Source organism: Providencia burhodogranariea DSM 19968, from assembly GCF_000314855.2.
Classification (GTDB): Bacteria; Pseudomonadota; Gammaproteobacteria; order Enterobacterales; family Enterobacteriaceae; genus Providencia; species Providencia burhodogranariea.
This window is the reverse complement of sequence record NZ_KB233222.1, coordinates 2,324,571-2,345,946: the sequence shown is the minus strand read 5'-3', so window position 1 is coordinate 2,345,946 and position 21,376 is coordinate 2,324,571. Positions and strand designations below refer to the sequence as shown.

The window sequence follows — 21,376 nt, the reverse complement described above, 5'->3', positions numbered from 1 at the left end:
CATGTCCCAACTGACTCACATAAATGCGTCGGGTGAAGCTCACATGGTTGATGTTTCTGCTAAAGCGGAAACGGTTCGTGAAGCAAGAGCCGAAGCGTTTGTCTCAATGAATAAAGAAACCTTAGCGATGATAGTTGATGGAAGCCACCATAAAGGTGATGTATTTGCAACTGCGCGTATTGCTGGCATTCAAGCAGCAAAAAGTACATGGCAGTTAATCCCACTATGCCATCCATTATTATTAACAAAAGTGGAAGTTACACTTCAAGCATTACCAGAACATAACCAAGTGCGCATCGAATCTTGTTGCCGTTTAACGGGAAAAACTGGAGTTGAGATGGAAGCGTTAACCGCGGCTTCAGTTGCTGCTTTAACCATTTATGATATGTGTAAAGCGGTTCAAAAAGATATGGTAATTGGACCTGTTCGCTTGTTAGAAAAAACGGGTGGTAAGTCGGGACATTTTAAGGTGAATGCATGATTACTGTACTTTTTTTTGCACAAGTGCGTGAGCTTGTTGGCACAGATCGTCTTGAGTTATCTGAGCATTATCCAAATGTTGAATCATTGCGTCAATCATTGGCACAACGAGGTGATCGTTGGGAATTAGCATTGGAAGATGGCAAGTTACTGACAGCGGTAAACCAATCTTTTGTCCCAACAACGCATCCTTTAACGGATGGTGATGAAATCGCTTTCTTTCCGCCTGTCACTGGGGGATGAGTATGGAAAATACCCATATTGCAGTCCAAACAGAAAATTTTAGTGTTGGTGAACAATACCAATGGTTAGCACAGTGTGACAGTGATGGTGCTGTTGTTACTTTCACTGGAAAAGTCAGAAATCATAATTTAGGTGATAGCGTCGCGGCATTAACACTTGAACATTACCCAGGAATGACAGAAAAAGCGTTAGTTAATATCGTGACAGATGCACGTAGTCGCTGGGAATTACAAAGAGTGAGTGTTATTCATCGGGTGGGAACATTGCGGCCGGGTGATGAAATTGTCTTTGTCGGCGTGACAAGCTCTCATCGAAATGCTGCCTTTCAAGCCGCTGAATTTATAATGGATTATTTGAAGACCAAAGCCCCTTTTTGGAAGAAAGAAACGTTACCTGATAATGAACGTTGGGTTGAAGCGAAAGAGAGTGATAACGATTCAGCGAACCGTTGGTAATCAATTGATTTGTAACCATAATAATTATTGATGCTATGTTCTTACAATAATTTAGATGGTTGTTCAGGAAGTAGAATAATCTATTTACAACGCGAGTGTAGCTACCCGAAGTATGATGCAATGAAGTGACGGTTACCTATTTGTTGGATGGTAATGTCAATAAATTGTGATAAACTTTGAATGAATTTGTCCGGCTACGGCGCATTGCTGTGGTCGATTCCTACTAATGTATTAAGGGTAACCATCATGGATCGATTCGATCAACGTAATGATTCTCTTGTCCAGCGCAGTAATGCCAGCATTCAGACATTTATGTCTCAGGTGTATGGCTGGATGACAGTAGGCCTGTTACTAACCGCATTTGTTGCTTGGTACACGCTAGATCTTTTAATGAGCGGTAAAATATTTCTGACCCAAGGCGTTGTTATTGGCTTAGTGGTTGTTCAGTTTGGTTTAGTGCTAGGCTTGTCATTCCTGCTACCTAAAATGAGTGCAATGGTTGCAACGGGTATGTTTATGCTCTACTCGATGCTAACTGGTGTGACACTTTCAGTGATCCTTGCAATGTATACGCAAGAATCTGTAGTCGGTACCTTTATCATCACTGCGGTGATGTTTGGTGCACTTAGTTTCTATGGCTACACCACCAAACGCAGCTTAACAGGAATGGGTAACTTCCTGTTTATGGCACTGATTGGTATCATCGTTGCGTCTTTAGTCAACATTTGGCTACAAAGTTCAGCAATGTATTGGGTTATCACTTATGCTGGAGTGCTCATTTTTGCAGGTCTAACCGCGTATGACACTCAGAAATTAAAAGAAATGGGTGCACAGATTGATGTTGATGATAAAGAAAATATGCGCAAGTTTGTTATTTTAGGTGCATTGAATCTTTATCTGGACTTTATCAACCTGTTCCTTATGTTGCTGCGTATTTTCGGCGATCGCCGTTAATTAGCTAACATACTTGTGGCCTTTAGCGCCTATCAAGCAAAAAGTGATTAAGAATATAAACCCTTGTCATGTGCAAACAGACAAGGGTTTTTTATTGCCAGTTGTATTCAAACTTGGATCTATCAATTCCATTAGGCGATTTTCTTGCGAAATAGATAATAAGCAAAAGAACTGGTTATGACCGCTATCACCAATAAAGGCCACAAGCTATGCCAGACAACACTAAAATCAGCATCCTTCAGGTAAATTTGCTTGGTTATCTCAGTAAAGTGGCGGATAGGGTTGATCCATGTAATATCTTGCAACCAGACAGGCATATTCTCAACTGCCGATATATAGCCTGACAGTAATACCGCAGGCATCATAAATACGAATACACCAATAAATGCTTGTTGTTGCGTGGTACACATCGCGGATATCAATAGGCCAAACCCAACAAGTGATAATCCATAAAATAGCATGGTGGCATAAAACAGAAGTAGAGAGCCAGCGAAAGGTATTTGATAACAGAAAATACCAATAATCAATACTAGTGTGGCCTGTGCTATCGCAATCACTAGTGCAGGGATCGCTTTGCCCACAAAGATTTGCCATGTGGTTAAGGGGGAAACGAGAAGCTGATCTAAAGTACCTTGCTCACTCTCTCTGGCAATCGAAAGCGAGGTGACAATCAGTACACCAATGGTGGTGATGAGCGCCACTAATGATGGCACGATAAACCATTTATAGTCTAAATTGGGGTTGTACCAATTGCGGACAATCAATTCACTGTTATTGGGTAATGGCTTTCCTGCTGTTAATTCCTTCTGATATTGCGTCACTATTTGTTCGATATAATTCGCTGCGATTTGTGCACTATTAGAATTACGACCATCGAGCAATAGCGCCATATGAGCAGTATGTTGACTATCGATATTACCACTAAAATTCTGCCCAAAACGTACCACTAGCAAGCTTTTACGATTATCCAAAGTCTCACGAATTTCGTGTTCATTTTTAAGTAGTAACACATGAGAGAAAGCTTCAGCTTTGGCTAATCGTTGTGTCAGCTCAATTGAATGCTTTCCTCCATCTTGATCAAAAATAGCGATAGTGGTGTTAGTCACTTCTAAAGTGGCAGCCAGCGGAAATAAAATCATCTGAAAAATAACAGGCATGATCAAAATAATCCGTGTTTGCTTTTCCTGTAATAATGACTGTAACTCTTTCATGATTAAGGTATATAGGCGGTAAAACATATTCGATCCTTATCAATCAAGACGGCGGCGTGTTTTCCAAGCCGCTAGGCCAATAAACAGAATTGCTGAAGCTATTAACAATAAAAAATCGATTAGTAGCACAAGATAGATATCACCAGCCAAAAATAATGTTTGCAAACTGCTAACAAAATATCGAGCAGGAATAAAATAGGTCACTGCTTGAATAAATATTGGCATGCTGGATATTTCAAAGATAAAGCCTGAAAGCATAATAGCGGGTAAGAAAGCAACATTGAGGGCTACCATAGCTGCATTAAATTGATTGCGTGTAATCGTTGAGATTAATAGCCCCATTCCTAATGCCGTCGCGAGATAGAGGCTGCTTATCAAAAATAAAACTATGAGTGAGCCACGATAAGGAACCTTTAAAATAAACGTGGTGACAATCATGCATAGGAGCATCACAAAGGAACCAAGTACTTGATAAGGTAATAATTTAGATAGTAATAATTCTGTGCGGGTAATTTGAGTGGAAAGAAGGGCTTCCATTGTGCCTCGTTCCCATTCACGAGCGACGACAAGTGATGTCAAAATTGCGCCAACAACTGTCATGATGATGCTAATTGCACCTGGAATAATAAAATGCTGGCTAATTGCAGCTTCATTAAACCAGTAACGCATATTTAGCTCAATCAAAGGTTCGGTTGAGTAACCTTTATTTTCTCCTTGCTGGATTAACCACGTATACCAAATACCTTTGGTGTAGGCTTGCACAAAATTCGCCGTATTGGGTTCACTACCATCAGTAATAATCTGGATGGCGGCGTGACCATCAGGACGTAATAATTGTGCAGAAAAATCAACCGGAATAACAACAATGCCACGAATTTCACCCGCTTGCATCTTATCAATCAATTGTTGTCGATTATCACTGACAGTGGCATCGATAAAAGGTGAACCGGTAAAAGTATCGACTAGCTCACGTGCCTCATGGCTCTGTTGATCCATCAGTACTCCAACACGTAGTTGGCTGGAGTCCAAATTTATTCCATACCCAAAAATAAATAGCAGCATTAATGGGATCACAACTGCAATCAGCGCGCTACTTGGGTCACGAACAATTTGCTTGCTCTCTTTTAAGCATAAGGCTTTTAGTCTACGCCAAGAAAAATGGGAGGTTGTTGCGGTCATTGCTCCCCCTGTTGCTTATCATAGCCGAGTATTAATTCAATAAAGGAATCTTCCATTGACGGATTTGGGTTTTTCTCTGTGGCTACCTGCTGTTTCAGTGAATCTGGGGTACCAGCAGCAATGATTTTGCCGTGATAGACCAAACCAATCCGATCGCAATATTCAGCTTCATCCATAAAGTGAGTTGTGACCATTACAGTCACACCTCTGTCCACCATTCCATTAATATGAAGCCAAAATTCACGACGAGTTAGTGGGTCAACCCCTGAAGTTGGTTCATCAAGAAACAGAATATCAGGTTCATGCATCAGCGAGCAGGCGAGAGCGAGGCGTTGTTTAAATCCGAGTGGTAATGAGTCAGTTATTTGATTGATAATTGGCGTAAAATTAAATGCACCAACCATTTCACTGATTTTTGTGGCTTGATGCTTGCCGTGAAGGCCATAGATCCCTGAGAAGAACTTGAGATTTTGTCCGACTTTTAAATTGCCATATAGTGAAAATTTTTGTGCCATATAACCAAGATGCTGGCGAGCTTTATCTGAGCTGGTTTTTAAATCCATGCCTAATACTAATGCTTGCCCATCAGTGGGTTTCATCAATCCACACATCATTTTAAATGTAGTTGATTTTCCTGCACCATTCGGGCCCAGCAAGCCAAAAATTTCACCGCGTTTTACTTGAAAATTAACAGTATCTGTTGCTGAAAAATCCCCAAATTTTTTTGTAAGGTTGCGTGCTTCAATAACAGTTTCATTCGGATTGGCAGGAATTTGCGGCATAATTGCCGCTAACTCAGATCGATGAGAAGGCCCACCTCCCAGCAAATCAATAAAGGCATCTTCAAAACGTGGCTCAGCGTCAATCAGTTTTGCATCCGTCAGCTTTAAGCCTTGGAGAAGTGACTCTTGAGAGGCATTAGGTTTCAAAATTAAACGCAGGTATCTGCCTTGGATCACGCCATCGGTAGTTTCTGGGAGAACAAGAGCATCTTGCAAAAGAGCACGTTTATTTGCGGCAGGAACCTCTAATAAGAAGGATCTTCCTGACATTTTTTGAGTGAGCGATTGTGGCTCACCTGAGTAGAGAAGTTTACCTTGATTCAGTAACAGAACCTCTTTACATTGCTCGGCTTCGTCAAGATAAGAGGTACTCCAAAGAATCAGCATTCCTTCATCCGCTAAGGTATGAACCATTTGCCAAAGCTCACGTCGAGCAATAGGGTCAACACCAACACCAGGCTCATCAAGTAACAGTACTTTGGGTTTACCGATAAGAGTGCATGCTAAGCCGAGTTTTTGTTTCATTCCTCCAGACAATTTACCTGCAAGCCTGCCGGTAAAATTAGTGAGGTCAGTAAAGGTGAGGAGTTGCTGATTGGTTTGTTGACGCTCTTTCCCGACCACACCACGTAAGTCGGCATATAAATTAAGATTTTCTTGTACAGTCAAATCTTCATATAAGCCAAATTTCTGAGGCATATAGCCTAGGTTAGCATGAACTTGTACGCTGTCTTTGATTGGGTCAAGACCCATCAAGCGAATAGTGCCTGAGTCCGGTTTTAATAAACCAGCAAGCATTCTCATAAGTGTCGTTTTACCTGCACCATCAGGGCCAACTAAACCCGTTACTGAACCACCACGGATCTCTGTGGTTAAGCGCTCGACAGCGGGAGAGTCTAGCCCTAAAAACGTTTTTTCAACACCATCAAGGTGAATACGGTAATCAAGTTGGCTCATCATCGAGCCTTATTGCTCAGTTTGAGCAAAACGAATGGTTACTGGCATTCCTTGGCGTAAAGCATCGTCAGGATCATTGACAATGATCCTTAATCGGTACACGAGGTCGGTACGTAATTCGGGGGGTTGCACTGTTTTCGGTGTAAATTCAGCCGTAGGTGAAACAAAGCCAATTGTTCCATGATAAGGTTTTTCAGGCTGGCTATCGGTAAACAGTAAAACGTTGCTATCGGGAACCGCCATGCCTAAATTAGGCTCACTGATATAAGCGCGAACCCAAATAGGATTATTTAATGTCACACTAAAAACCGTGTTTCCAACACCAATAACAGTACCCGGCTCGATAGCTCGTGTTAGAACCGTGCCATCAGAAGGTGCAGTGAGTCGTGTATCTTTCAAATCCAATTCTGCTTGTGCAACAGCAGCTTCAGCTTGTAGCCACTCACCACGTGCAGCAGCTATTTCTTCTTGGCGGAAACCACTTTGATACTGGTTTAATTTATCTTGTGCAGCTTTTAGCGCAGCGAATGCCTGATTTCGGTTTGTTTTCGCATTTTCTAATTCGTTGGCTGAGATAACATGGGATGCAACTAATCCTTGCTGACGTTTATAAAAGCTTTCAGCATATTGCCAAGCGGCTTGTTTTTGGGCAACTTCAGCTTCAACTTGTGCAATTTCTTGTGTGCGATAGCCTTTTTGTTTCATTGCTAATTGGGCTTTTGCGCTATCTCTTACACCTTTTGCTTTATTCAGCGCATTGATATAAGGGGCATCATCAAGCTGACCTAATGTTTGCCCTGTTATAACGCTCGCACCTTCATCGACATCCAAAGATGCGAGCTTGCCAGCTACGCGAAAACTAAGATTTACAGTTCGAACATCAACATTGCCATACAGTGTTAATACTTTATCTTGCTGAGATTGGTACCAATAATAACCACTTGCTACTATACCGAGTACGATGACAATAAGAATAAAAAACACGGAAGGACGTTTAAAGTTCATAACTAACCTATTCGAGTAAATAAAGATGGCTTGAAAATGACAGAACGATAATCAATAACTCTTTCTTATTGATTAATCATATCACTTTTCTGCATCTTTGCGACGCCGTAACCCCTCTAATAAAATGTTGGTATGCTCTATAAGTACTTGGTTAATGATTTTATGTTCATCTTCATTGATGTGTTTCCAGCCCGTTTGTCGCAGCAAAGTCTCTCTTGCAATACGAAACGATAGGGTTTCCCCTAAGATCGCATGCGTTTGAATCAATGTTGTTAAATTATTTGGATCGGAGCCAATATAGATAGCAATTAGACGATTTAATTTTGTATAGATAGGGCCTAGAGCCTGTTCATGGATGATAGAGTAGGCTTCTGTTGGATTGAGCTGTTCTCGGGCAAGTATGCGTGAAAAACTGATGTTCTTTTTTTCTAGTTGGAAATAGTTATAAGCTATTAATGTACTTTGTAAGAGTTTGATTGCTTCATTTGGTGAGGGAGAGGTTAGACCAAGATAGGCATCTATTTTCTTTAGGATCTCACAAAAATCTTCTTTGATTGTATCTGCAATTAATTGGGCTACTGCTAAATATAACCCCTCTTTTGAACCGAAATAGTATGAAATAGCGGCAATATTCTGACCTGAAACTTGAGCAATTTTTCGAGTTGTTGCTCCGTCCAGACCTAATTCACCATAGACATCAGCAGCGGCGATTAGCAGCTGCACTTTGGCGTTTTCTCCTCTATGAGTGGATGGTGTGCTTGTTATCATGCTAGTTCCTTAACAGTCAAAATTATGAATCACCTTAACAGTCAAAATTAAATATCACCTTAACTATATCTAAACGGCTTTTAGTATAAACAGGTGACATAAAGCGACATCTTCTCGTGCTAACTAGTTATATATACTAGTTTAAGATAATTTTATATTAATTTATTTACTTAGCTAAATTAATATATTTATTAGACACAAATAATGTTAGAATTTTGGGAATAGCACGGCAGTTTGCACCTTTCCTTTATATAACCCTTCCCCTCGAACTGCCTCTGATGATTCAGAGTGGTGAAGCCCGGAGTAATAAATTTGACTAGTTTTTCAGACCTCGCATTAAACGAGGAAATCTTGCTTGCCATCAATGAATTAGGCTATGAAACTCCTACACCTATTCAACAGCAAGCTATCCCAGCAGTCCTTGCGGGTAATGACCTTTTAGCGAGTGCACAAACAGGAACAGGCAAAACTGCCGGTTTTACCTTACCTATTTTACAAAAACTGATTTCTACCCCGCGTGTTGGAAAAGATCGCAAACCAATTAGAGCATTAATCTTAACGCCAACACGTGAGTTGGCTGCTCAAGTTGCTGAAAATGTAAAAGAATATAGTATTCATTCAAGAATTCGCTCATGCGTAGTATTCGGTGGTGTAAGTATCAACCCACAGATGATGAAGCTACGTGGTGGTGTTGATATTTTGATTGCAACTCCTGGGCGTTTACTCGATCTCGCTCATCAAAACGCAGTGGATTTATCTCAAGTTGAAATTTTCGTGCTTGATGAAGCTGACCGTATGTTAGATATGGGATTCATCCATGATATTCGTCGCGTAATCAATAAATTACCGAAAAAACGCCAAAATTTACTCTTTTCTGCGACGTTTTCAGATGAAATTAAGCAGTTAGCTAATAAATTACTGACCAATCCGGTTGCAATTGAGGTTGCTCCAAGGAACTCCGCTTCTGAGCAAGTCACTCAATTTGTTCACCATGTGGATAAAAAACGTAAAGCCGAGCTGCTATCTCACATGATTGGTCGTGAAAACTGGCAACAAGTTCTGGTGTTTACACGTACTAAGCATGGTGCAAATCGTCTCGCTGAACAGCTAAATAAAGATGGTGTTAAAGCGGCTGCAATCCATGGTAATAAAAGTCAAGGTGCACGTACTCGTGCGCTAGCGGACTTTAAATCTGGTGATATTCGTGTCTTAGTTGCAACAGATATTGCAGCTCGAGGCCTCGATATTGAACAACTTCCGTATGTTATTAACTTTGAATTACCAAATATTTCGGAAGATTATGTCCACCGTATTGGTCGTACAGGACGAGCAGAAGCAACAGGTATGGCCATTTCTTTAGTTTGTATCGATGAAATTAAATTACTGAAAGATATCGAAAAACTATTGAAAAAGACGATCACGCCAATGGCAATAGAGGGATATGAACCAGATCCATCTATCAAAGCCGAACCTATTCAAAAAGGTCCTCAGCGTAATAATGATAGACGTGGCGGAGATAAGCGTACTGCGCGTACTTCTAACGATAGAGCTCCTGCAAAGCCACGCCGTGAACGAGGAGCAGCTCCAAAAGGTAAGCCTTCAGCAACGTCAGGTTCACCTTGGAAAAGCGCACAAAATAAAACTCGATCGAGTCATGGTGAAGGTTAATGCGTGTTGTTCTTGCTCCCATGGAAGGGGTTCTTGATTCGTTAGTACGCTCTTTGTTAAGTGAGGTCAATAATTATGACCTGTGCATTACTGAGTTTGTACGCGTTGTAGATACTCTATTACCCGCTAAAACCTTTTATCGCCTTTGCCCTGAATTACGACACGGTAGTTGTACTCCATCAGGGACGTTAGTTCGGGTGCAATTATTAGGGCAGCATCCTCAATGGTTGGCTGAAAATGCAGATAGAGCAGTTTCACTGGGTTCTTGGGGAGTTGATCTTAATTGTGGTTGCCCCTCGAAAACAGTGAATGGTCATGGTGGCGGAGCAACATTATTAAAACAACCCGAACTTATTTATCGTGCGGCGAAAGCTATGCGTGAAGCGATTCCTAAAGAATTACCAGTTTCAGTAAAAATAAGATTAGGGTGGGATGATAGTCAGTTTTGCCATGAAATTGCAGATGCTGTAGAGCAAGCTGGGGCGACTGAGCTTACAGTGCATGGACGTACTAAAGAAGATGGCTATAAAGCTGAAAAAATAAATTGGCAGGCGATTGGAGATATCCGTCGCCGACTATCGATTCCCGTTATTGCTAATGGTGAAATTTGGGATTATGAAAGTGCCCAACGCTGTATGGCGATCACCGGATGCGATTCCATCATGATCGGGAGGGGGGCCTTGAATACGCCTAATCTTAGTCATGTAGTGAAAAATAATCAGCCTAAAATGCCTTGGGAGCAAGTTGGTCTAGTATTACTAAAATACACTGAACTTGAAAAACAAGGTGATACAGGACACTACCATGCAGCACGCATTAAACAATGGTTAAGTTATCTGCGTAAAGAATATACACAAGCTGATGAACTATTTTCACATGTGAGAGCATTAAAAAATGCGAGTCAAATTGCCGACATGATAGAAAAAGAAATCGAAAAAAGGATTGATTGATTCTTTTTTAATCAAGTAGACCCTTTTGGATTTGCAAAAATAGACTATTAGATCTTTAATTAAATGGCTATGTCATTTTTTAGTGACGATAAATTGAAGTTAAGCTATATGTCATAATACGGCAAACAAATAGAATTATACTCTATTTTGTCATATTCAATTTTGCCATACTCAACTTTGTATAGGGGTCTATGATGGGTGTTATTTCTTGGATTATCTTTGGTCTCATTGCGGGAATTTTGGCTAAATGGATCATGCCAGGAACCTACCAAATTGGTTTTGTCATGACAATCATATTAGGGATTGTTGGGGCAGTCGTTGGCGGATACATCAGTACTTTCTTCGGCAAAGGTAAGGTAGATGGTTTCAACTTCGGCAGTTTTGTCGTTGCAGTGATCGGGGCAATAGTGGTGCTATTTTTGGCCGGAGTATTCGCTAAGTAGCAGAGTATAAAGTACCTTGATACATCATAATAAACCACAGTAATGCTGTGGTTTATTATTTCTATAAATGAATTAGCGATAGTAAGGGAATTACTCTTTGCACGAATGAAATGTTAAACCTCTATCGGTAATCCATTATCTTGACCCCATTCAGCCCATGAGCCGTCATAAATTCTGACATTGGTATTACCCAATAAAGTGAGTGCCATCAATACGACAGCTGCAGTCATTCCTGAACCACAGGTTGTGACAGAAGGGGCATGAATATCGATGCCTTGTTCAGCAAATATAGCATTGAGTTGTTTTGGTGATTTAAATTGGCCATTTTCTACCAGTAGATCCCAAGGCATATTTTTACTGCCGGGTAGGTGGCCCATTCTTAAACCTGGGCGAGGCTCGGGTGCTTGTGCTAAAAAACGAGCAGCAGCACGCGCATCAATAATCTGAACTTCGCCAGCATTGATGATATCAAGTACTTGAGCTTGATTTAATGCATTTGCATCATGACGCTTAGCGATGAACGTTTGAGCTACTGGAGAAGCTACTTCCCCTGACTCAGTTTTAAATCCTGCCGCTTTCCAAGCATCAATTCCACCCGCAAGAATTTTGACATGCTTGTGACCCATGGTGGTAAATGTCCACCATGCACGCGGTGCTGAAAATAAGTTATTTTGAGCATAAATAATCACTTGAGTATTATTGCTGATCCCCATAGCGCCGACAGCATGGCTAAAAGTCTCTGCATCAGGAAGCATGTGTGGCAGAGGAATATTGGTGTCTGCGATTTCATCTTGATTAAAGAATTGTGCGCTAGGAATATGTTCTTCTAACCAACGTAGTCGACAGTCGTAGGGAGCTGTTGGCGGAGGAGATGAAGCATCAAGTACGATAAGATCATCATCTGACAAATGGTTGTTTAACCATTCGGGGGTCACAAAATAAGCGTCATACATAAGCTACATCATCCTGAGTTTAAAAGTTACTGGGCTTGATTCACTGACGGCAAAACAGAAGGTTGTTCCGGTTGGCTTTGCTCTAAGGGGGTAGTAGAGCGCGTATAAATATTCATGCCAGCTAAAACAGTTCCACCGATGGAGAAAAATGCACATAGCGCAAAAAGTGCGATAACAAGCTTTTTCATTTTTTATAACCTGATTAGAAGAAGTAAACCCAAAGTATAACCCGATGCCTGTTGCAGACAAGTTAAATACTCTTTTTTCTGCTGATGATTTGGCAATTTGCCAACCTGTCCCCAATTTTATGGCATAATGGTTTTTTAAACAGTAGTTTTTGCGAGGGTATCCGTAAATACTGCACTTTTATTTCTGCGTTGTTGGCCTATTTGGTTATTCTACGTTCTCTAAATTAAATATCTGCGAGCCTTATGTCCCTGTCTAACAAAATAAAAGAAAATATAACTCAATGGTATAAAGGGTTATCACTACAAATTGATGGGTTCGTGTCCCGCGCTCCTCAGCGCCAAATGATTGCCGAAGTAGCAAAGAATTTAGCTGATGAGGAAGGTCGCCATTTAGTCATAGAAGCACCCACAGGCGTTGGGAAAACGCTATCTTACCTCATTCCCGGGATTGCAGTTGGCCGCGAAGAAGGTAAAACTTTGGTGGTAAGTACTGCGAACGTCGCACTTCAAGACCAGATATTTAGTAAAGACTTACCATTACTGAGTAAAATTATTCCTGACCTTAAATTTACAGGTGCTTTTGGGCGCGCTCGTTATGTATGCCCACGTAATCTTGAAGCGATATGTGCAGCTGAAGGTGAGCAAATTGATTTAATGCTGCTAGTTGAAGATAAACATGAAGTCGCTAATAGTGAAGAAAGAGCAATTTGCCAACAGTTACGTAATGACTTTCATGGTTTTGTGTGGGATGGCTTAAGAGACCACCATAAACGAGCTTTTAGCGATAATTTATGGCGTAAAGTGAGTACCGATAAAATGAACTGTTTAGGTCGAAACTGCCAATTCTATCAACGCTGCCCATTTTTTATTGCTCGCCGTGAAATTGAAGATGCTGATGTAGTTGTTGCTAACCATGCGTTGGTCATGGCTGCAATGGAAAGTGAATCTGTATTACCTGATCCTAAAAAACTACTTTTAGTGCTGGATGAAGGGCACCACGTGCCTGATGTTGCTAGAGATGCTTTGGAAGTTGAGGGGGAAATTACCCTTGTGCAATTAACTGCGCAAGTTGACAGTTTTATTCATCATGTTGGGCAATATGTTGCACAATTTAGGCCAGCGAAGCCACCTAAATTAGCTAATCCAGAGCGTTTGCAACAGCATGCTGAAAAATTACGTGAAGCTTTTCGTGATTTTTCATTATTAACAAATGCGTTATTACCTGAAACGTCAAAGGATGCAGAATATTTATTCCCCTTAGGGAAGTTACCTGAAGCGATGCAATTATGTTGTCAGGATTTATTCAAACTGACGGATGCACTCAGGGGGCTCGCTGAATCAATTTCAAATGATTTAGCGGAGCAAACAGCTAAGCAGGATATTGTTCGCTTACATCGCTCTATTCTATTAACCAGTAGAGCCATGGGGTATTTTGAAAGTATGGCTAAACTGTGGCGTTTAGCTGCGCTTGACCAAGCCTCTGGAGCACCTGTGTCGAAATGGCTTACGCGTCGTTACGAAAAAAACCAGTCTCGTTTATTTATGCATTGTGCCGGGATCCGAGTGAGTGAGCAGTTACAGCAGCTTTTATGGCGCAATATCCCCCATATTGTTATCACTTCAGCAACACTACGCTCACTTAATAGTTATTCACGTTTTCAAGAGCTGACGGGGTTATCTGAAAAAAGTGATGACCGTTTTATCTCGCTATCTTCCCCTTTTAATCATATTGAGCAGGGTAAGTTGATTATTCCTCAAATGGAAAATGAACCAACCATTGCTAATGAGGCACAACATCTTGCTGAAATGGCCAGTTATTTTCGCAATGAATTAGAAAAAGAGAATCATCGTGGTGTATTAGTTTTATTTAGCAGCCAGCGCGCAATGGATGGTTTTCTTGAGCATTTGAAAGATCTACGTTTACAGTTATTAGTTCAAGGCGATCAACCGCGTTATCGATTGGTGGAAACTCATTGCGAAAGAATTGATAAAGGCTTAGCTAGTGCCTTGATTGGTTTGCAATCCTTTGCTGAAGGGTTAGATTTAAAAGGCGAATACTTGACTCAAGTACATATCCACAAAATAGCCTTTCCACCCGTCAATAATCCAGTCATTATTACGGAAGGTGAGTGGCTAAAATTGTTAAAACGTTATCCATTTGAAGTACAAAGCTTACCAAGCGCATCATTTAATTTGATCCAACAAGCAGGGCGGTTAATCCGTAGCCATCAGTGTTATGGTGAAATCGTCATTTATGATAAACGGCTAATTACCAAAAGTTACGGTAAACGTTTACTCAATGCATTGCCTATTTTTCCGATTGAACGCCCTGAAATGCCAGATATAGAGAAGAGTAAAAAAAAGTCAAAGTAAGGATGTCATATTGTCTTCAATTTAAAGCCTGTTAATGATATTGATGATTATGTAGTGAGGCGTTCTAATAAATCAAAAAACAGGAATAAAAATGAAAATGAATGATATTCCATTTGGGATCACTTGTTGGGGCAATATTGAGCCAGAGATTCATGAAGGTGAGCAGGGGTATGCATTATGGCGCATCGCTAAATTCGGTGATATACGTGTTCGAATGGTTGAATATTCACCAGGCTATCTTGCCGATCATTGGTGTTTAAAAGGGCACATACTACTTTGTTTGGAAGGTGAGTTGCATTCAGAACTGGATGACGGCCGTACTTTCACATTAACGCCAGGTATAAGCTATCAAGTGGCTGATAATGCTGAAGCTCACCGTTCGTCAACATCGACAGGCGCTAAATTGTTTATTGTCGATTAAATAAATCAGTTAACTGTGTGTCCTTTATTTCTAATTTATGCAATTTAATCTAAAGAGTTTCAGGAATGAGCTTAGTATTAATCAATAAAAAGGCCACACAATTGTGTGGCCATTAGGTCAATCAACGTTGACTATTTTATCGACATTACTCAATGTTTGCTTCTAAGAACCATAAGAATTTATCAAGATCGCGTGATGCTGCAGTAAACATATCAGCGGTATCTTCATCTTCAACTTCATCTATCGCCTTACGAATATCGTTAGCGACAACAGCATAGCGGTCTGCTAGTGCTTTTAAGTGATCTTGAACATCATGAATATCAATTGGATAAGCTTCTAACGAAGTAAGTTTATTAACTTGTTGAGTCGTTCCAATTGCGATACCACCAAGCTGAACAGCACGTTCAGCAAATTCATCAAGATGTTCAACCAGCGTCGTACGGAAACCATCTAACATTTCATGTATTGCAATGAAATTACGGCCTCGCATATTCCAGTGTGCTTGTTTGGTCATTAATGAAAGATCAATAAAATTGATAACCATGGAATTAAGCATACTGATAGATTCTAATTTTACGCTATCTTCAACATCATTACGGGTATATAAAAGGTTTGCTTGAGGCGCTTTTACTAATTTAGCTGTACTCATAATTGTTCCCCTTATGATTAATTGTTTAGCAATTTGTTTCTGTTAACTAATATATCGTAATAGACCCTAGTTGTCATAACGTAAAATTCTATTACTTTGATAGGTAAAAGTGATAACGATTTATCAATTAAATAAACAGAACAAAACTTAATTAATAATATAGGGTCGGTGAACTATTATTTCAATGGCATGATATAAACTTTACAAAAATAAAAATAATAAATCATTTCTTTTTATTTTATTAACTTAATTAACAAAATAAATAACAAATTTTTCGTTATTCTCTAAATGATTTAATATATTATTTAACGAACACCATTAAAGACCAGCAACCCGAATCACAATATTATTTATGTTCATCGGGTTTTTATCGAAATAGCTGAGGTGATTACATACAGCTCTGATTATTTGGAATGTACTAAGACACTTCTTCTATTTTTGTTTTAGGTCGAGCGGTTGATGTCGAACCAATTGAGGCACACACAATACACAATAAAGCCAACCATTGCGTTAAGGTCAAATGCTCTTGAAGGAAGATAATACCAATAAATGCTCCCATACAAGGCTCAAGGCTCATTAATGTTCCGAAAGTTCTAGCAGGAAGGCGTGTGAGAGCAATCATTTCTAATGTGTAAGGGATTGCCGTAGAAAGAATAGCAACTGCAAGCGCTATAGGAAGAATTTCTGGATTAAACATAATATCGAATCCAGTTTGCATTAAGCCTATAGGGAAAAATATTACAGCAGAAATAAATGATCCTATAGCCACGGTAGCTGTGCCATAACCAGCTCCGGCACGTTGACCAAAAATAATATAGATACCCCAACAAACTCCAGCACCTAGTGCATATAACGCACCAATAGGGTCAAGGGTATTAATATCGTCACCAATCGGTAATAAAAATAGTAGACCAATAATGACGAATGCTATCCAAAGAAAATCAATAGGCCTACGTGATGAAAACATAGCAACAGCGAGTGGTCCCGTAAATTCAAGAGCAACAGCTATCCCGAGAGGAATTCTTTCTAATGAAAGATAAAACAGATAATTCATTGTGCCTAGAGAAAGACCATATGTTAATAGTGGAACTAATGAATTTCGTCTAAATTTCAATCGCCAAGGTTTAAAAATAATAAATAGAATTATAGCCGCAAGCAATAAACGTAGCCCAGTAACCCCCGGCGCACCGATAACAGGAAATAATGTTTTGGCCAGAGAGGCTCCACTTTGAATGGAAAGCATTGCGAGTAAGAGCAATCCCACAGGTAACAAAGGAAAGGCACTCTTTTTAGTATCGGCAGACATGGATAAGTTAAACCTCAGAAATACGAGTTTATGCCAGCAAAAAGTTTGTTGGCCATGTTTCAAAGACAGATATTTCGCTACAAGAGGGAAATAATACAGTGTTTCGTGTGTCATCACTGACGAATATAACAATAGCCGCGATTATGGCATAAACCGGATCTAGATAATATGCATATTATTAAATATAAAACTGCGGATGAATGATTTTTATTTTTAATATATTTGTCCCTGTAGGGTAAAATAATTAACGTTGTAAACAGGCTTTACCTGTACTGTTAACTAGCATCCGAATATCTACTATCTTGAATTTACCCAGATGAAGAGTATAACTATTATCGTAAAACAGCATGATAACAATGGGATAACAATGAAAAAAATGACAAGTATCGCAGTATATTGCGGATCGAAAATGGGCTCTAATGAAATTTATCAACAACAAGCGATTAGGTTTGCTGAAGAAATGATCAACCGCAATATTACTTTAGTTTATGGTGGTGCTAGCGTCGGTATTATGGGAACGGTTGCAGATACTATTTTATCGCTAGGCGGTAAAGTGATTGGTGTTATTCCGTCACTTCTAGAAAAACGTGAAATTTCCCATAAAAATTTAACTGAATTGCATATAGTTGAAACAATGCATCAGCGTAAAAATAAAATGATTGAATTAGCTGATGGTTTTGTTGCGTTACCAGGAGGATATGGAACTCTTGAAGAATTTAGTGAGGTATTTACATGGAGTCAGATAGGTTTGCACACCAAACCTTGTGGTTTACTTAATATTAATGATTATTGGCAACCACTGATTGATATGACGAATAAAATGGTTGAGGAAGATTTTATGCAGGAAAAATATCGTAATATGGCAATTGTTGAATCTTGTCCTTCAGCATTATTAGATGGTTTCGAAAGCTATACTGCACCATCACTGAAAGGCTATGATTAATTGATCTATCCCAAATAATTTGAGTTGCCTCTTAAAGTGCAACGGGAATGATTTTATGTTCAATGGGGTGTTTATGATTAGACCTGCAAACAAACAAGCAAGATCTTGATGCTATTCTTTCTCTGTACGAAGTTTGATTTGTAGAAATGGCGAATCTTGATAGCGAAAGAATGCAACCCGCAAAGCAAGCAAATGATTTTGTTGAAAATGCGATAGCCGATGATAAGTTTAATGTGTTAGTCGTGGGACTAGAAGGCGTTGTACAAGATTTTTGCATTGCTCAAAACAATCAGCAGCACCTTATCAGTGAGCGCCGTAAAACCCTGTCCTTTTAGGTCGGGGATATAAGGCGTGCAGTTGACTTTAACTGTAAATAATGCCAGTGCTTTACACGGCGCACTATGAGAATATAAGAGTGAAACGCGCATATAAATATCGGTTTTACCCAATACCTGAATAGGCTGAGCTTTTAGCTCAAACGTTCGGCTGTGTACGTTTCGTCTATAACTCAATCCTTCGTTGGCGTACCGACGCTTTCTATGAAAACAAAGAGAAAGTCACATACACTAAAGCGAGCGCAAGACTAATTGTTATGAAAGAAAGCCCTGAATATTCATGGCTGAATGACGTTAGCTCCGAGCCATTGCAACAAGCCTTGCGTCACCAACAATCAGCTTTTGCTAACTTCTTTGCTGGTCGCGCTAAATACCCAACATTCAAAAGCAAGCACCATAGACAATCAGTAACTTTCATGAATACGGCTTTCAAGTACCGTGACGGCAGGCTGTACATGGCTAAAAGCAAAGAGCCGTTAGATATTCGTTGGAGTCGAGAGCTACCATCCACGTCATCAAGCATCACCATATCCAAAGACGCATCCGGACGATATTTCGTGTCCTGCTAGTGTGAATTTGAATCAAAACCACGGCCTATCTCTGCAAAAACGGTAGGCACTGATGTTGGTTTAAAAGATTTGTTCGTCACTGATACTGGATTTAAAACAGGTAATCCCCGCCACACTGCGCAATATGCAAAACGTTTAGCTCTGCTACAGAGGCGATTGAGCAAAAAGAAAAAAGGCTCAAGTAACCGCGCTAAAGCAAAACTAAAAGTCGCAAAACTCCACGCAAAAATTGCCGATTGCCGAATGGATAACTTGCACAAGTTATCCCGCAAACTGATTAACGAGAACCAAGTTGTTTGCGTTGAATCCTTAAAAGTAAAAAACATGATCTGCAACCCTAAATTATCTAAAGCGATAGCAGACGCAAGTTGGGGTGAGTTTGTGCATCAATTACAGTACAAGGCTGAGTGCTCTGGACGTTCTGTAGTTGCCATAGAACAGTTCTTCCCATCTTCAAAGCGCTGTGATTGTTGCGGATACACACTGCCTAAACTGGCGTTAAATAGACGGTCTTGGGTATGCCCTGAGTGCAATACTGATCATGACCGTGACATTAACGCCGCTAAAAATATTAAAGCCGCTGGTCTAGCGGTGTTAGTCCTTGGAGAGTCTGTCATTCCTAAATCGCTTAGCGAGGCGTAGGTTGGACTCTGTGAATTGGGAATTTTACCCCCTTAGGGAGGGGAGCAGTCAATTAGTGACGAGTATATTTTGTAAAGCACATTGGTCGATTAAATCAGCACAAGATCTAAGCGCTCGATTGTGGCATAATGCGCCGCTATTTGGTGGGGCATTCTCGAATCGTTAATTAAAGGCCTAGAAGTGTTACAGACAAACAATATCACTATGCAGTTTGGCAGTAAGCCACTGTTTGAAAATATTTCAGTTAAATTCGGAACAGGGAACCGTTACGGGTTGATCGGTGCTAATGGCGCTGGCAAATCAACGTTTATGAAGATTTTGGGGGGAGACCTTACGCCATCAGCGGGTAATGTGAATACCACAGATCCGAATGAGCGTATTGGTAAACTTCGTCAGGATCAATTTGCTTTTGAAGAATTCAGTGTGCTTGATACTGTGATTATGGGGCATGCTGAGCTATGGAATGTGAAGCAAGAGCGTGACCGTATCTATGCACTTCCTGAAATGAGTGAAGAAGATGGCTACCGTGTTGCTGATCTTGAAGTTGCTTATGGTGAAATGGATGGTTATAGCGCCGAAGCTCGTGCAGGTGAATTACTGTTAGGTGTTGGTATCCCTGTTGAGCAACATTACGGCCCAATGAGTGAAGTTGCTCCTGGCTGGAAATTGCGTGTGCTATTGGCACAAGCGCTATTTTCTAATCCAGATATTCTGTTACTTGATGAACCGACGAACAACCTTGATATTGATACCATTCGTTGGTTAGAGCAGGTTTTGAACGATCGTAACTGCACTATGATCATTATTTCGCATGATAGGCACTTCCTTAATACCGTATGTACGCATGTGGCTGATTTGGACTACCGCGAATTACGTCTGTTCCCTGGTAACTATGATGAGTATATGATTGCGGCAACACAGGTAAGAGAGCGTTTGCTTTCAGATAACGCCAAGAAAAAAGCGCAAATTGCTGAATTACAATCTTTTGTTAGCCGTTTTAGTGCTAACGCCTCAAAATCAAAACAAGCGACTTCTCGTGCACGTCAAATCGATAAAATTCAGCTTGATGAAGTTAAAGCTTCTAGCCGTCAAAACCCATTTATTCGTTTTGAGCAAGAGAAAAAGCTATTCCGTAATGCATTGGAATTAGAAGGCGTTTCCAATGGTTATGAGCAGTCTCTTCTATTTAAAAATCTTAATCTACTACTTGAAGTGGGTGAGAAAATGGCGGTTATCGGTGCTAACGGTATCGGTAAAACCACATTTTTGAAAACACTGGTTGGTGAATTATCACCGAAAAGTGGTACCGTTAAGTGGTCTGAAAATTGCTCTATTGGTTATTATGCGCAAGATCATGCCGACGATTTTGATACCGACCTTAATGTTTTTGACTGGATGAGCCAGTGGAAAAGTGAAGGTGATGATGAACAAGCCGTCCGTGGTATTTTAGGTCGCTTGTTATTTTCTCAGGACGATATCAAGAAAAAAGTATCCGTTTTATCGGGTGGAGAGCAAGGCCGTATGTTGTTTGGTAAGCTGATGATGCAGCAACCGAATATCTTAATTATGGATGAGCCAACTAACCACTTGGATATGGAATCAATTGAATCGTTAAACCTTGCGCTTGAAATGTACGAAGGTACATTAGTGTTCGTTTCTCATGACCGTGAGTTTGTTAGTTCATTAGCAAGCCGTGTTCTAGAAATCAAAGAAGATAAAGTTATTGATTTCAAAGGTACTTATGAAGAGTACCTGACGAGCCAAGGTGTTGAAGGATAAGTTTATCTTTCGATTTAAAAGGTGTTGATGCACTTTTTAATGATTTAAGACCTAGCCTTACGAGCTAGGTCTTTCTATTTTTATTGATTGGATATTTAATGTCGAAGCTACTATTTTAACTAA

21 protein-coding genes and 1 pseudogene are annotated in these 21,376 nt (G+C 40.1%); 13 read left to right on the top strand and 9 right to left on the bottom strand.

Annotated features, from left to right (window positions below; genetic code table 11):
- Position 1 precedes the first annotated feature (1 nt).
- From moaC to OOA_RS09970, 4 genes are all read left to right on the top strand, one after another.
- On the top strand, positions 2 to 481 hold the full coding sequence (gene moaC / locus OOA_RS09985) for a cyclic pyranopterin monophosphate synthase MoaC (protein ID WP_008912032.1): 480 nt from the start codon (positions 2 to 4) through the stop codon (positions 479 to 481).
- A complete protein-coding gene (moaD, locus tag OOA_RS09980) occupies positions 478 to 723 on the top strand; it encodes a molybdopterin synthase sulfur carrier subunit (RefSeq protein WP_008912031.1) in 246 nt (81 codons plus the stop codon). The genes moaC and moaD overlap by 4 nt, the downstream gene beginning before the upstream one ends.
- 2 nt (positions 724 to 725) lie before the next feature.
- On the top strand, positions 726 to 1,178 hold the full coding sequence (gene moaE / locus OOA_RS09975) for a molybdopterin synthase catalytic subunit MoaE (RefSeq protein WP_008912030.1): 453 nt from the start codon (positions 726 to 728) through the stop codon (positions 1,176 to 1,178).
- Between the two features lie 246 nt (positions 1,179 to 1,424).
- Entirely contained in the window at positions 1,425 to 2,132 is a 708-nt protein-coding gene (locus OOA_RS09970) for a Bax inhibitor-1/YccA family protein (RefSeq protein ID WP_008912029.1), read from the top strand.
- Between the two features lie 131 nt (positions 2,133 to 2,263).
- Here the strand turns inward: OOA_RS09970 and OOA_RS09965 are convergent, their stop codons facing one another.
- The 5 genes from OOA_RS09965 to OOA_RS09945 form a co-directional block, all read right to left on the bottom strand.
- Complete coding sequence (locus OOA_RS09965; protein ID WP_008912028.1) at positions 2,264 to 3,370, bottom strand: ABC transporter permease; 1,107 nt, start codon at positions 3,368 to 3,370, stop codon at positions 2,264 to 2,266.
- Between the two features lie 12 nt (positions 3,371 to 3,382).
- On the bottom strand, positions 3,383 to 4,522 hold the full coding sequence (locus tag OOA_RS09960) for an ABC transporter permease (RefSeq protein WP_008912027.1): 1,140 nt from the start codon (positions 4,520 to 4,522) through the stop codon (positions 3,383 to 3,385).
- Complete coding sequence (locus OOA_RS09955; protein WP_008912026.1) at positions 4,519 to 6,261, bottom strand: ATP-binding cassette domain-containing protein; 1,743 nt, start codon at positions 6,259 to 6,261, stop codon at positions 4,519 to 4,521. Before OOA_RS09955 ends, OOA_RS09960 begins: the two co-directional genes overlap by 4 nt.
- 9 nt (positions 6,262 to 6,270) lie before the next feature.
- Positions 6,271 to 7,266: a secretion protein HlyD gene (gene hlyD, locus OOA_RS09950; protein WP_008912025.1), complete on the bottom strand. Its 996-nt coding sequence runs from the start codon at positions 7,264 to 7,266 to the stop codon at positions 6,271 to 6,273.
- An 81-nt stretch (positions 7,267 to 7,347) separates the two neighbouring features.
- Positions 7,348 to 8,034, bottom strand: coding sequence for a CerR family C-terminal domain-containing protein (locus OOA_RS09945; protein WP_008912024.1), 687 nt, complete (start codon positions 8,032 to 8,034; stop codon positions 7,348 to 7,350).
- A gap of 312 nt (positions 8,035 to 8,346) precedes the next feature.
- On the opposite strand from OOA_RS09945, the gene rhlE reads away from it, so the two are divergent.
- The 3 genes from rhlE to OOA_RS09930 all read left to right on the top strand — a co-directional run bounded on the left by rhlE (position 8,347) and on the right by OOA_RS09930 (position 11,095).
- On the top strand, positions 8,347 to 9,702 hold the full coding sequence (gene rhlE, locus OOA_RS09940; RefSeq protein WP_008912023.1) for an ATP-dependent RNA helicase RhlE: 1,356 nt from the start codon (positions 8,347 to 8,349) through the stop codon (positions 9,700 to 9,702).
- Positions 9,702 to 10,652 carry a tRNA dihydrouridine(16) synthase DusC gene (gene dusC / locus OOA_RS09935; RefSeq protein ID WP_008912022.1) on the top strand — a complete coding sequence of 317 codons (951 nt, stop codon included), beginning with the start codon at positions 9,702 to 9,704 and terminating at the stop codon, positions 10,650 to 10,652. Before rhlE ends, dusC begins: the two co-directional genes overlap by 1 nt.
- A 194-nt stretch (positions 10,653 to 10,846) precedes the next feature.
- Complete coding sequence (locus tag OOA_RS09930; RefSeq protein ID WP_008912021.1) at positions 10,847 to 11,095, top strand: GlsB/YeaQ/YmgE family stress response membrane protein; 249 nt, start codon at positions 10,847 to 10,849, stop codon at positions 11,093 to 11,095.
- Between the two features lie 113 nt (positions 11,096 to 11,208).
- Here the strand turns inward: OOA_RS09930 and sseA are convergent, their stop codons facing one another.
- A complete protein-coding gene (gene sseA, locus OOA_RS09925; RefSeq protein ID WP_008912020.1) occupies positions 11,209 to 12,048 on the bottom strand; it encodes a 3-mercaptopyruvate sulfurtransferase in 840 nt (279 codons plus the stop codon).
- A 26-nt stretch (positions 12,049 to 12,074) separates the two neighbouring features.
- Positions 12,075 to 12,236 carry a hypothetical protein gene (locus OOA_RS20720; protein WP_008912019.1) on the bottom strand — a complete coding sequence of 54 codons (162 nt, stop codon included), beginning with the start codon at positions 12,234 to 12,236 and terminating at the stop codon, positions 12,075 to 12,077.
- Between the two features lie 243 nt (positions 12,237 to 12,479).
- Here OOA_RS20720 and dinG point away from each other — a divergent pair, with 243 nt between their 5' ends.
- Both dinG and OOA_RS09915 read left to right on the top strand, forming a co-directional pair.
- Positions 12,480 to 14,609 (top strand): ATP-dependent DNA helicase DinG, encoded by a 2,130-nt coding sequence (dinG, locus tag OOA_RS09920; RefSeq protein WP_008912018.1) that lies wholly within the window; start codon positions 12,480 to 12,482, stop codon positions 14,607 to 14,609.
- 91 nt (positions 14,610 to 14,700) lie between these two features.
- Positions 14,701 to 15,030 carry a DHCW motif cupin fold protein gene (locus tag OOA_RS09915; RefSeq protein ID WP_008912017.1) on the top strand — a complete coding sequence of 110 codons (330 nt, stop codon included), beginning with the start codon at positions 14,701 to 14,703 and terminating at the stop codon, positions 15,028 to 15,030.
- A gap of 145 nt (positions 15,031 to 15,175) precedes the next feature.
- Here OOA_RS09915 and dps read toward each other — a convergent pair whose 3' ends face one another.
- A complete protein-coding gene (gene dps, locus OOA_RS09910) occupies positions 15,176 to 15,679 on the bottom strand; it encodes a DNA starvation/stationary phase protection protein Dps (protein ID WP_008912016.1) in 504 nt (167 codons plus the stop codon).
- 418 nt (positions 15,680 to 16,097) lie between these two features.
- Positions 16,098 to 16,985, bottom strand: coding sequence for a threonine/homoserine exporter RhtA (rhtA, locus tag OOA_RS09905; protein WP_008912015.1), 888 nt, complete (start codon positions 16,983 to 16,985; stop codon positions 16,098 to 16,100).
- A 367-nt stretch (positions 16,986 to 17,352) separates the two neighbouring features.
- Between rhtA and OOA_RS09900 the strand changes: the two genes are divergently transcribed.
- From OOA_RS09900 to OOA_RS09885, 4 genes and pseudogenes are all read left to right on the top strand, one after another.
- Positions 17,353 to 17,928: an LOG family protein gene (locus OOA_RS09900; RefSeq protein ID WP_040690931.1), complete on the top strand. Its 576-nt coding sequence runs from the start codon at positions 17,353 to 17,355 to the stop codon at positions 17,926 to 17,928.
- A 146-nt stretch (positions 17,929 to 18,074) separates the two neighbouring features.
- Positions 18,075 to 18,263: a hypothetical protein gene (locus OOA_RS20625; RefSeq protein ID WP_008912013.1), complete on the top strand. Its 189-nt coding sequence runs from the start codon at positions 18,075 to 18,077 to the stop codon at positions 18,261 to 18,263.
- Between the two features lie 80 nt (positions 18,264 to 18,343).
- Positions 18,344 to 19,474: pseudogene (locus OOA_RS09890) on the top strand (RNA-guided endonuclease InsQ/TnpB family protein).
- A 180-nt stretch (positions 19,475 to 19,654) separates the two neighbouring features.
- Positions 19,655 to 21,253, top strand: a complete 1,599-nt coding sequence (locus OOA_RS09885; RefSeq protein WP_008912012.1) for an ABC-F family ATPase — start codon at positions 19,655 to 19,657, stop codon at positions 21,251 to 21,253.
- The last annotated feature ends 123 nt before the right edge of the window (positions 21,254 to 21,376 follow it).

What these genes read in the sequence shown, in the direction of transcription:
- moaC (WP_008912032.1), top strand. Translation starts at nt 2, where the DNA reads ATGTCCCAACTGACTCACATAAATGCGTCGGGTGAAGCTCACATGGTT.
- moaD (WP_008912031.1), top strand. Translation starts at nt 478, where the DNA reads ATGATTACTGTACTTTTTTTTGCACAAGTGCGTGAGCTTGTTGGCACA.
- moaE (WP_008912030.1), top strand. Translation starts at nt 726, where the DNA reads ATGGAAAATACCCATATTGCAGTCCAAACAGAAAATTTTAGTGTTGGT.
- OOA_RS09970 (WP_008912029.1), top strand. Translation starts at nt 1,425, where the DNA reads ATGGATCGATTCGATCAACGTAATGATTCTCTTGTCCAGCGCAGTAAT.
- OOA_RS09965 (WP_008912028.1), bottom strand. Translation starts at nt 3,370, where the DNA reads ATGTTTTACCGCCTATATACCTTAATCATGAAAGAGTTACAGTCATTA.
- OOA_RS09960 (WP_008912027.1), bottom strand. Translation starts at nt 4,522, where the DNA reads ATGACCGCAACAACCTCCCATTTTTCTTGGCGTAGACTAAAAGCCTTA.
- OOA_RS09955 (WP_008912026.1), bottom strand. Translation starts at nt 6,261, where the DNA reads ATGAGCCAACTTGATTACCGTATTCACCTTGATGGTGTTGAAAAAACG.
- hlyD (WP_008912025.1), bottom strand. Translation starts at nt 7,266, where the DNA reads ATGAACTTTAAACGTCCTTCCGTGTTTTTTATTCTTATTGTCATCGTA.
- OOA_RS09945 (WP_008912024.1), bottom strand. Translation starts at nt 8,034, where the DNA reads ATGATAACAAGCACACCATCCACTCATAGAGGAGAAAACGCCAAAGTG.
- dusC (WP_008912022.1), top strand. Translation starts at nt 9,702, where the DNA reads ATGCGTGTTGTTCTTGCTCCCATGGAAGGGGTTCTTGATTCGTTAGTA.
- OOA_RS09930 (WP_008912021.1), top strand. Translation starts at nt 10,847, where the DNA reads ATGGGTGTTATTTCTTGGATTATCTTTGGTCTCATTGCGGGAATTTTG.
- sseA (WP_008912020.1), bottom strand. Translation starts at nt 12,048, where the DNA reads ATGTATGACGCTTATTTTGTGACCCCCGAATGGTTAAACAACCATTTG.
- OOA_RS20720 (WP_008912019.1), bottom strand. Translation starts at nt 12,236, where the DNA reads ATGAAAAAGCTTGTTATCGCACTTTTTGCGCTATGTGCATTTTTCTCC.
- dinG (WP_008912018.1), top strand. Translation starts at nt 12,480, where the DNA reads ATGTCCCTGTCTAACAAAATAAAAGAAAATATAACTCAATGGTATAAA.
- OOA_RS09915 (WP_008912017.1), top strand. Translation starts at nt 14,701, where the DNA reads ATGAAAATGAATGATATTCCATTTGGGATCACTTGTTGGGGCAATATT.
- dps (WP_008912016.1), bottom strand. Translation starts at nt 15,679, where the DNA reads ATGAGTACAGCTAAATTAGTAAAAGCGCCTCAAGCAAACCTTTTATAT.
- rhtA (WP_008912015.1), bottom strand. Translation starts at nt 16,985, where the DNA reads ATGTCTGCCGATACTAAAAAGAGTGCCTTTCCTTTGTTACCTGTGGGA.
- OOA_RS09900 (WP_040690931.1), top strand. Translation starts at nt 17,353, where the DNA reads ATGAAAAAAATGACAAGTATCGCAGTATATTGCGGATCGAAAATGGGC.
- OOA_RS20625 (WP_008912013.1), top strand. Translation starts at nt 18,075, where the DNA reads ATGGCGAATCTTGATAGCGAAAGAATGCAACCCGCAAAGCAAGCAAAT.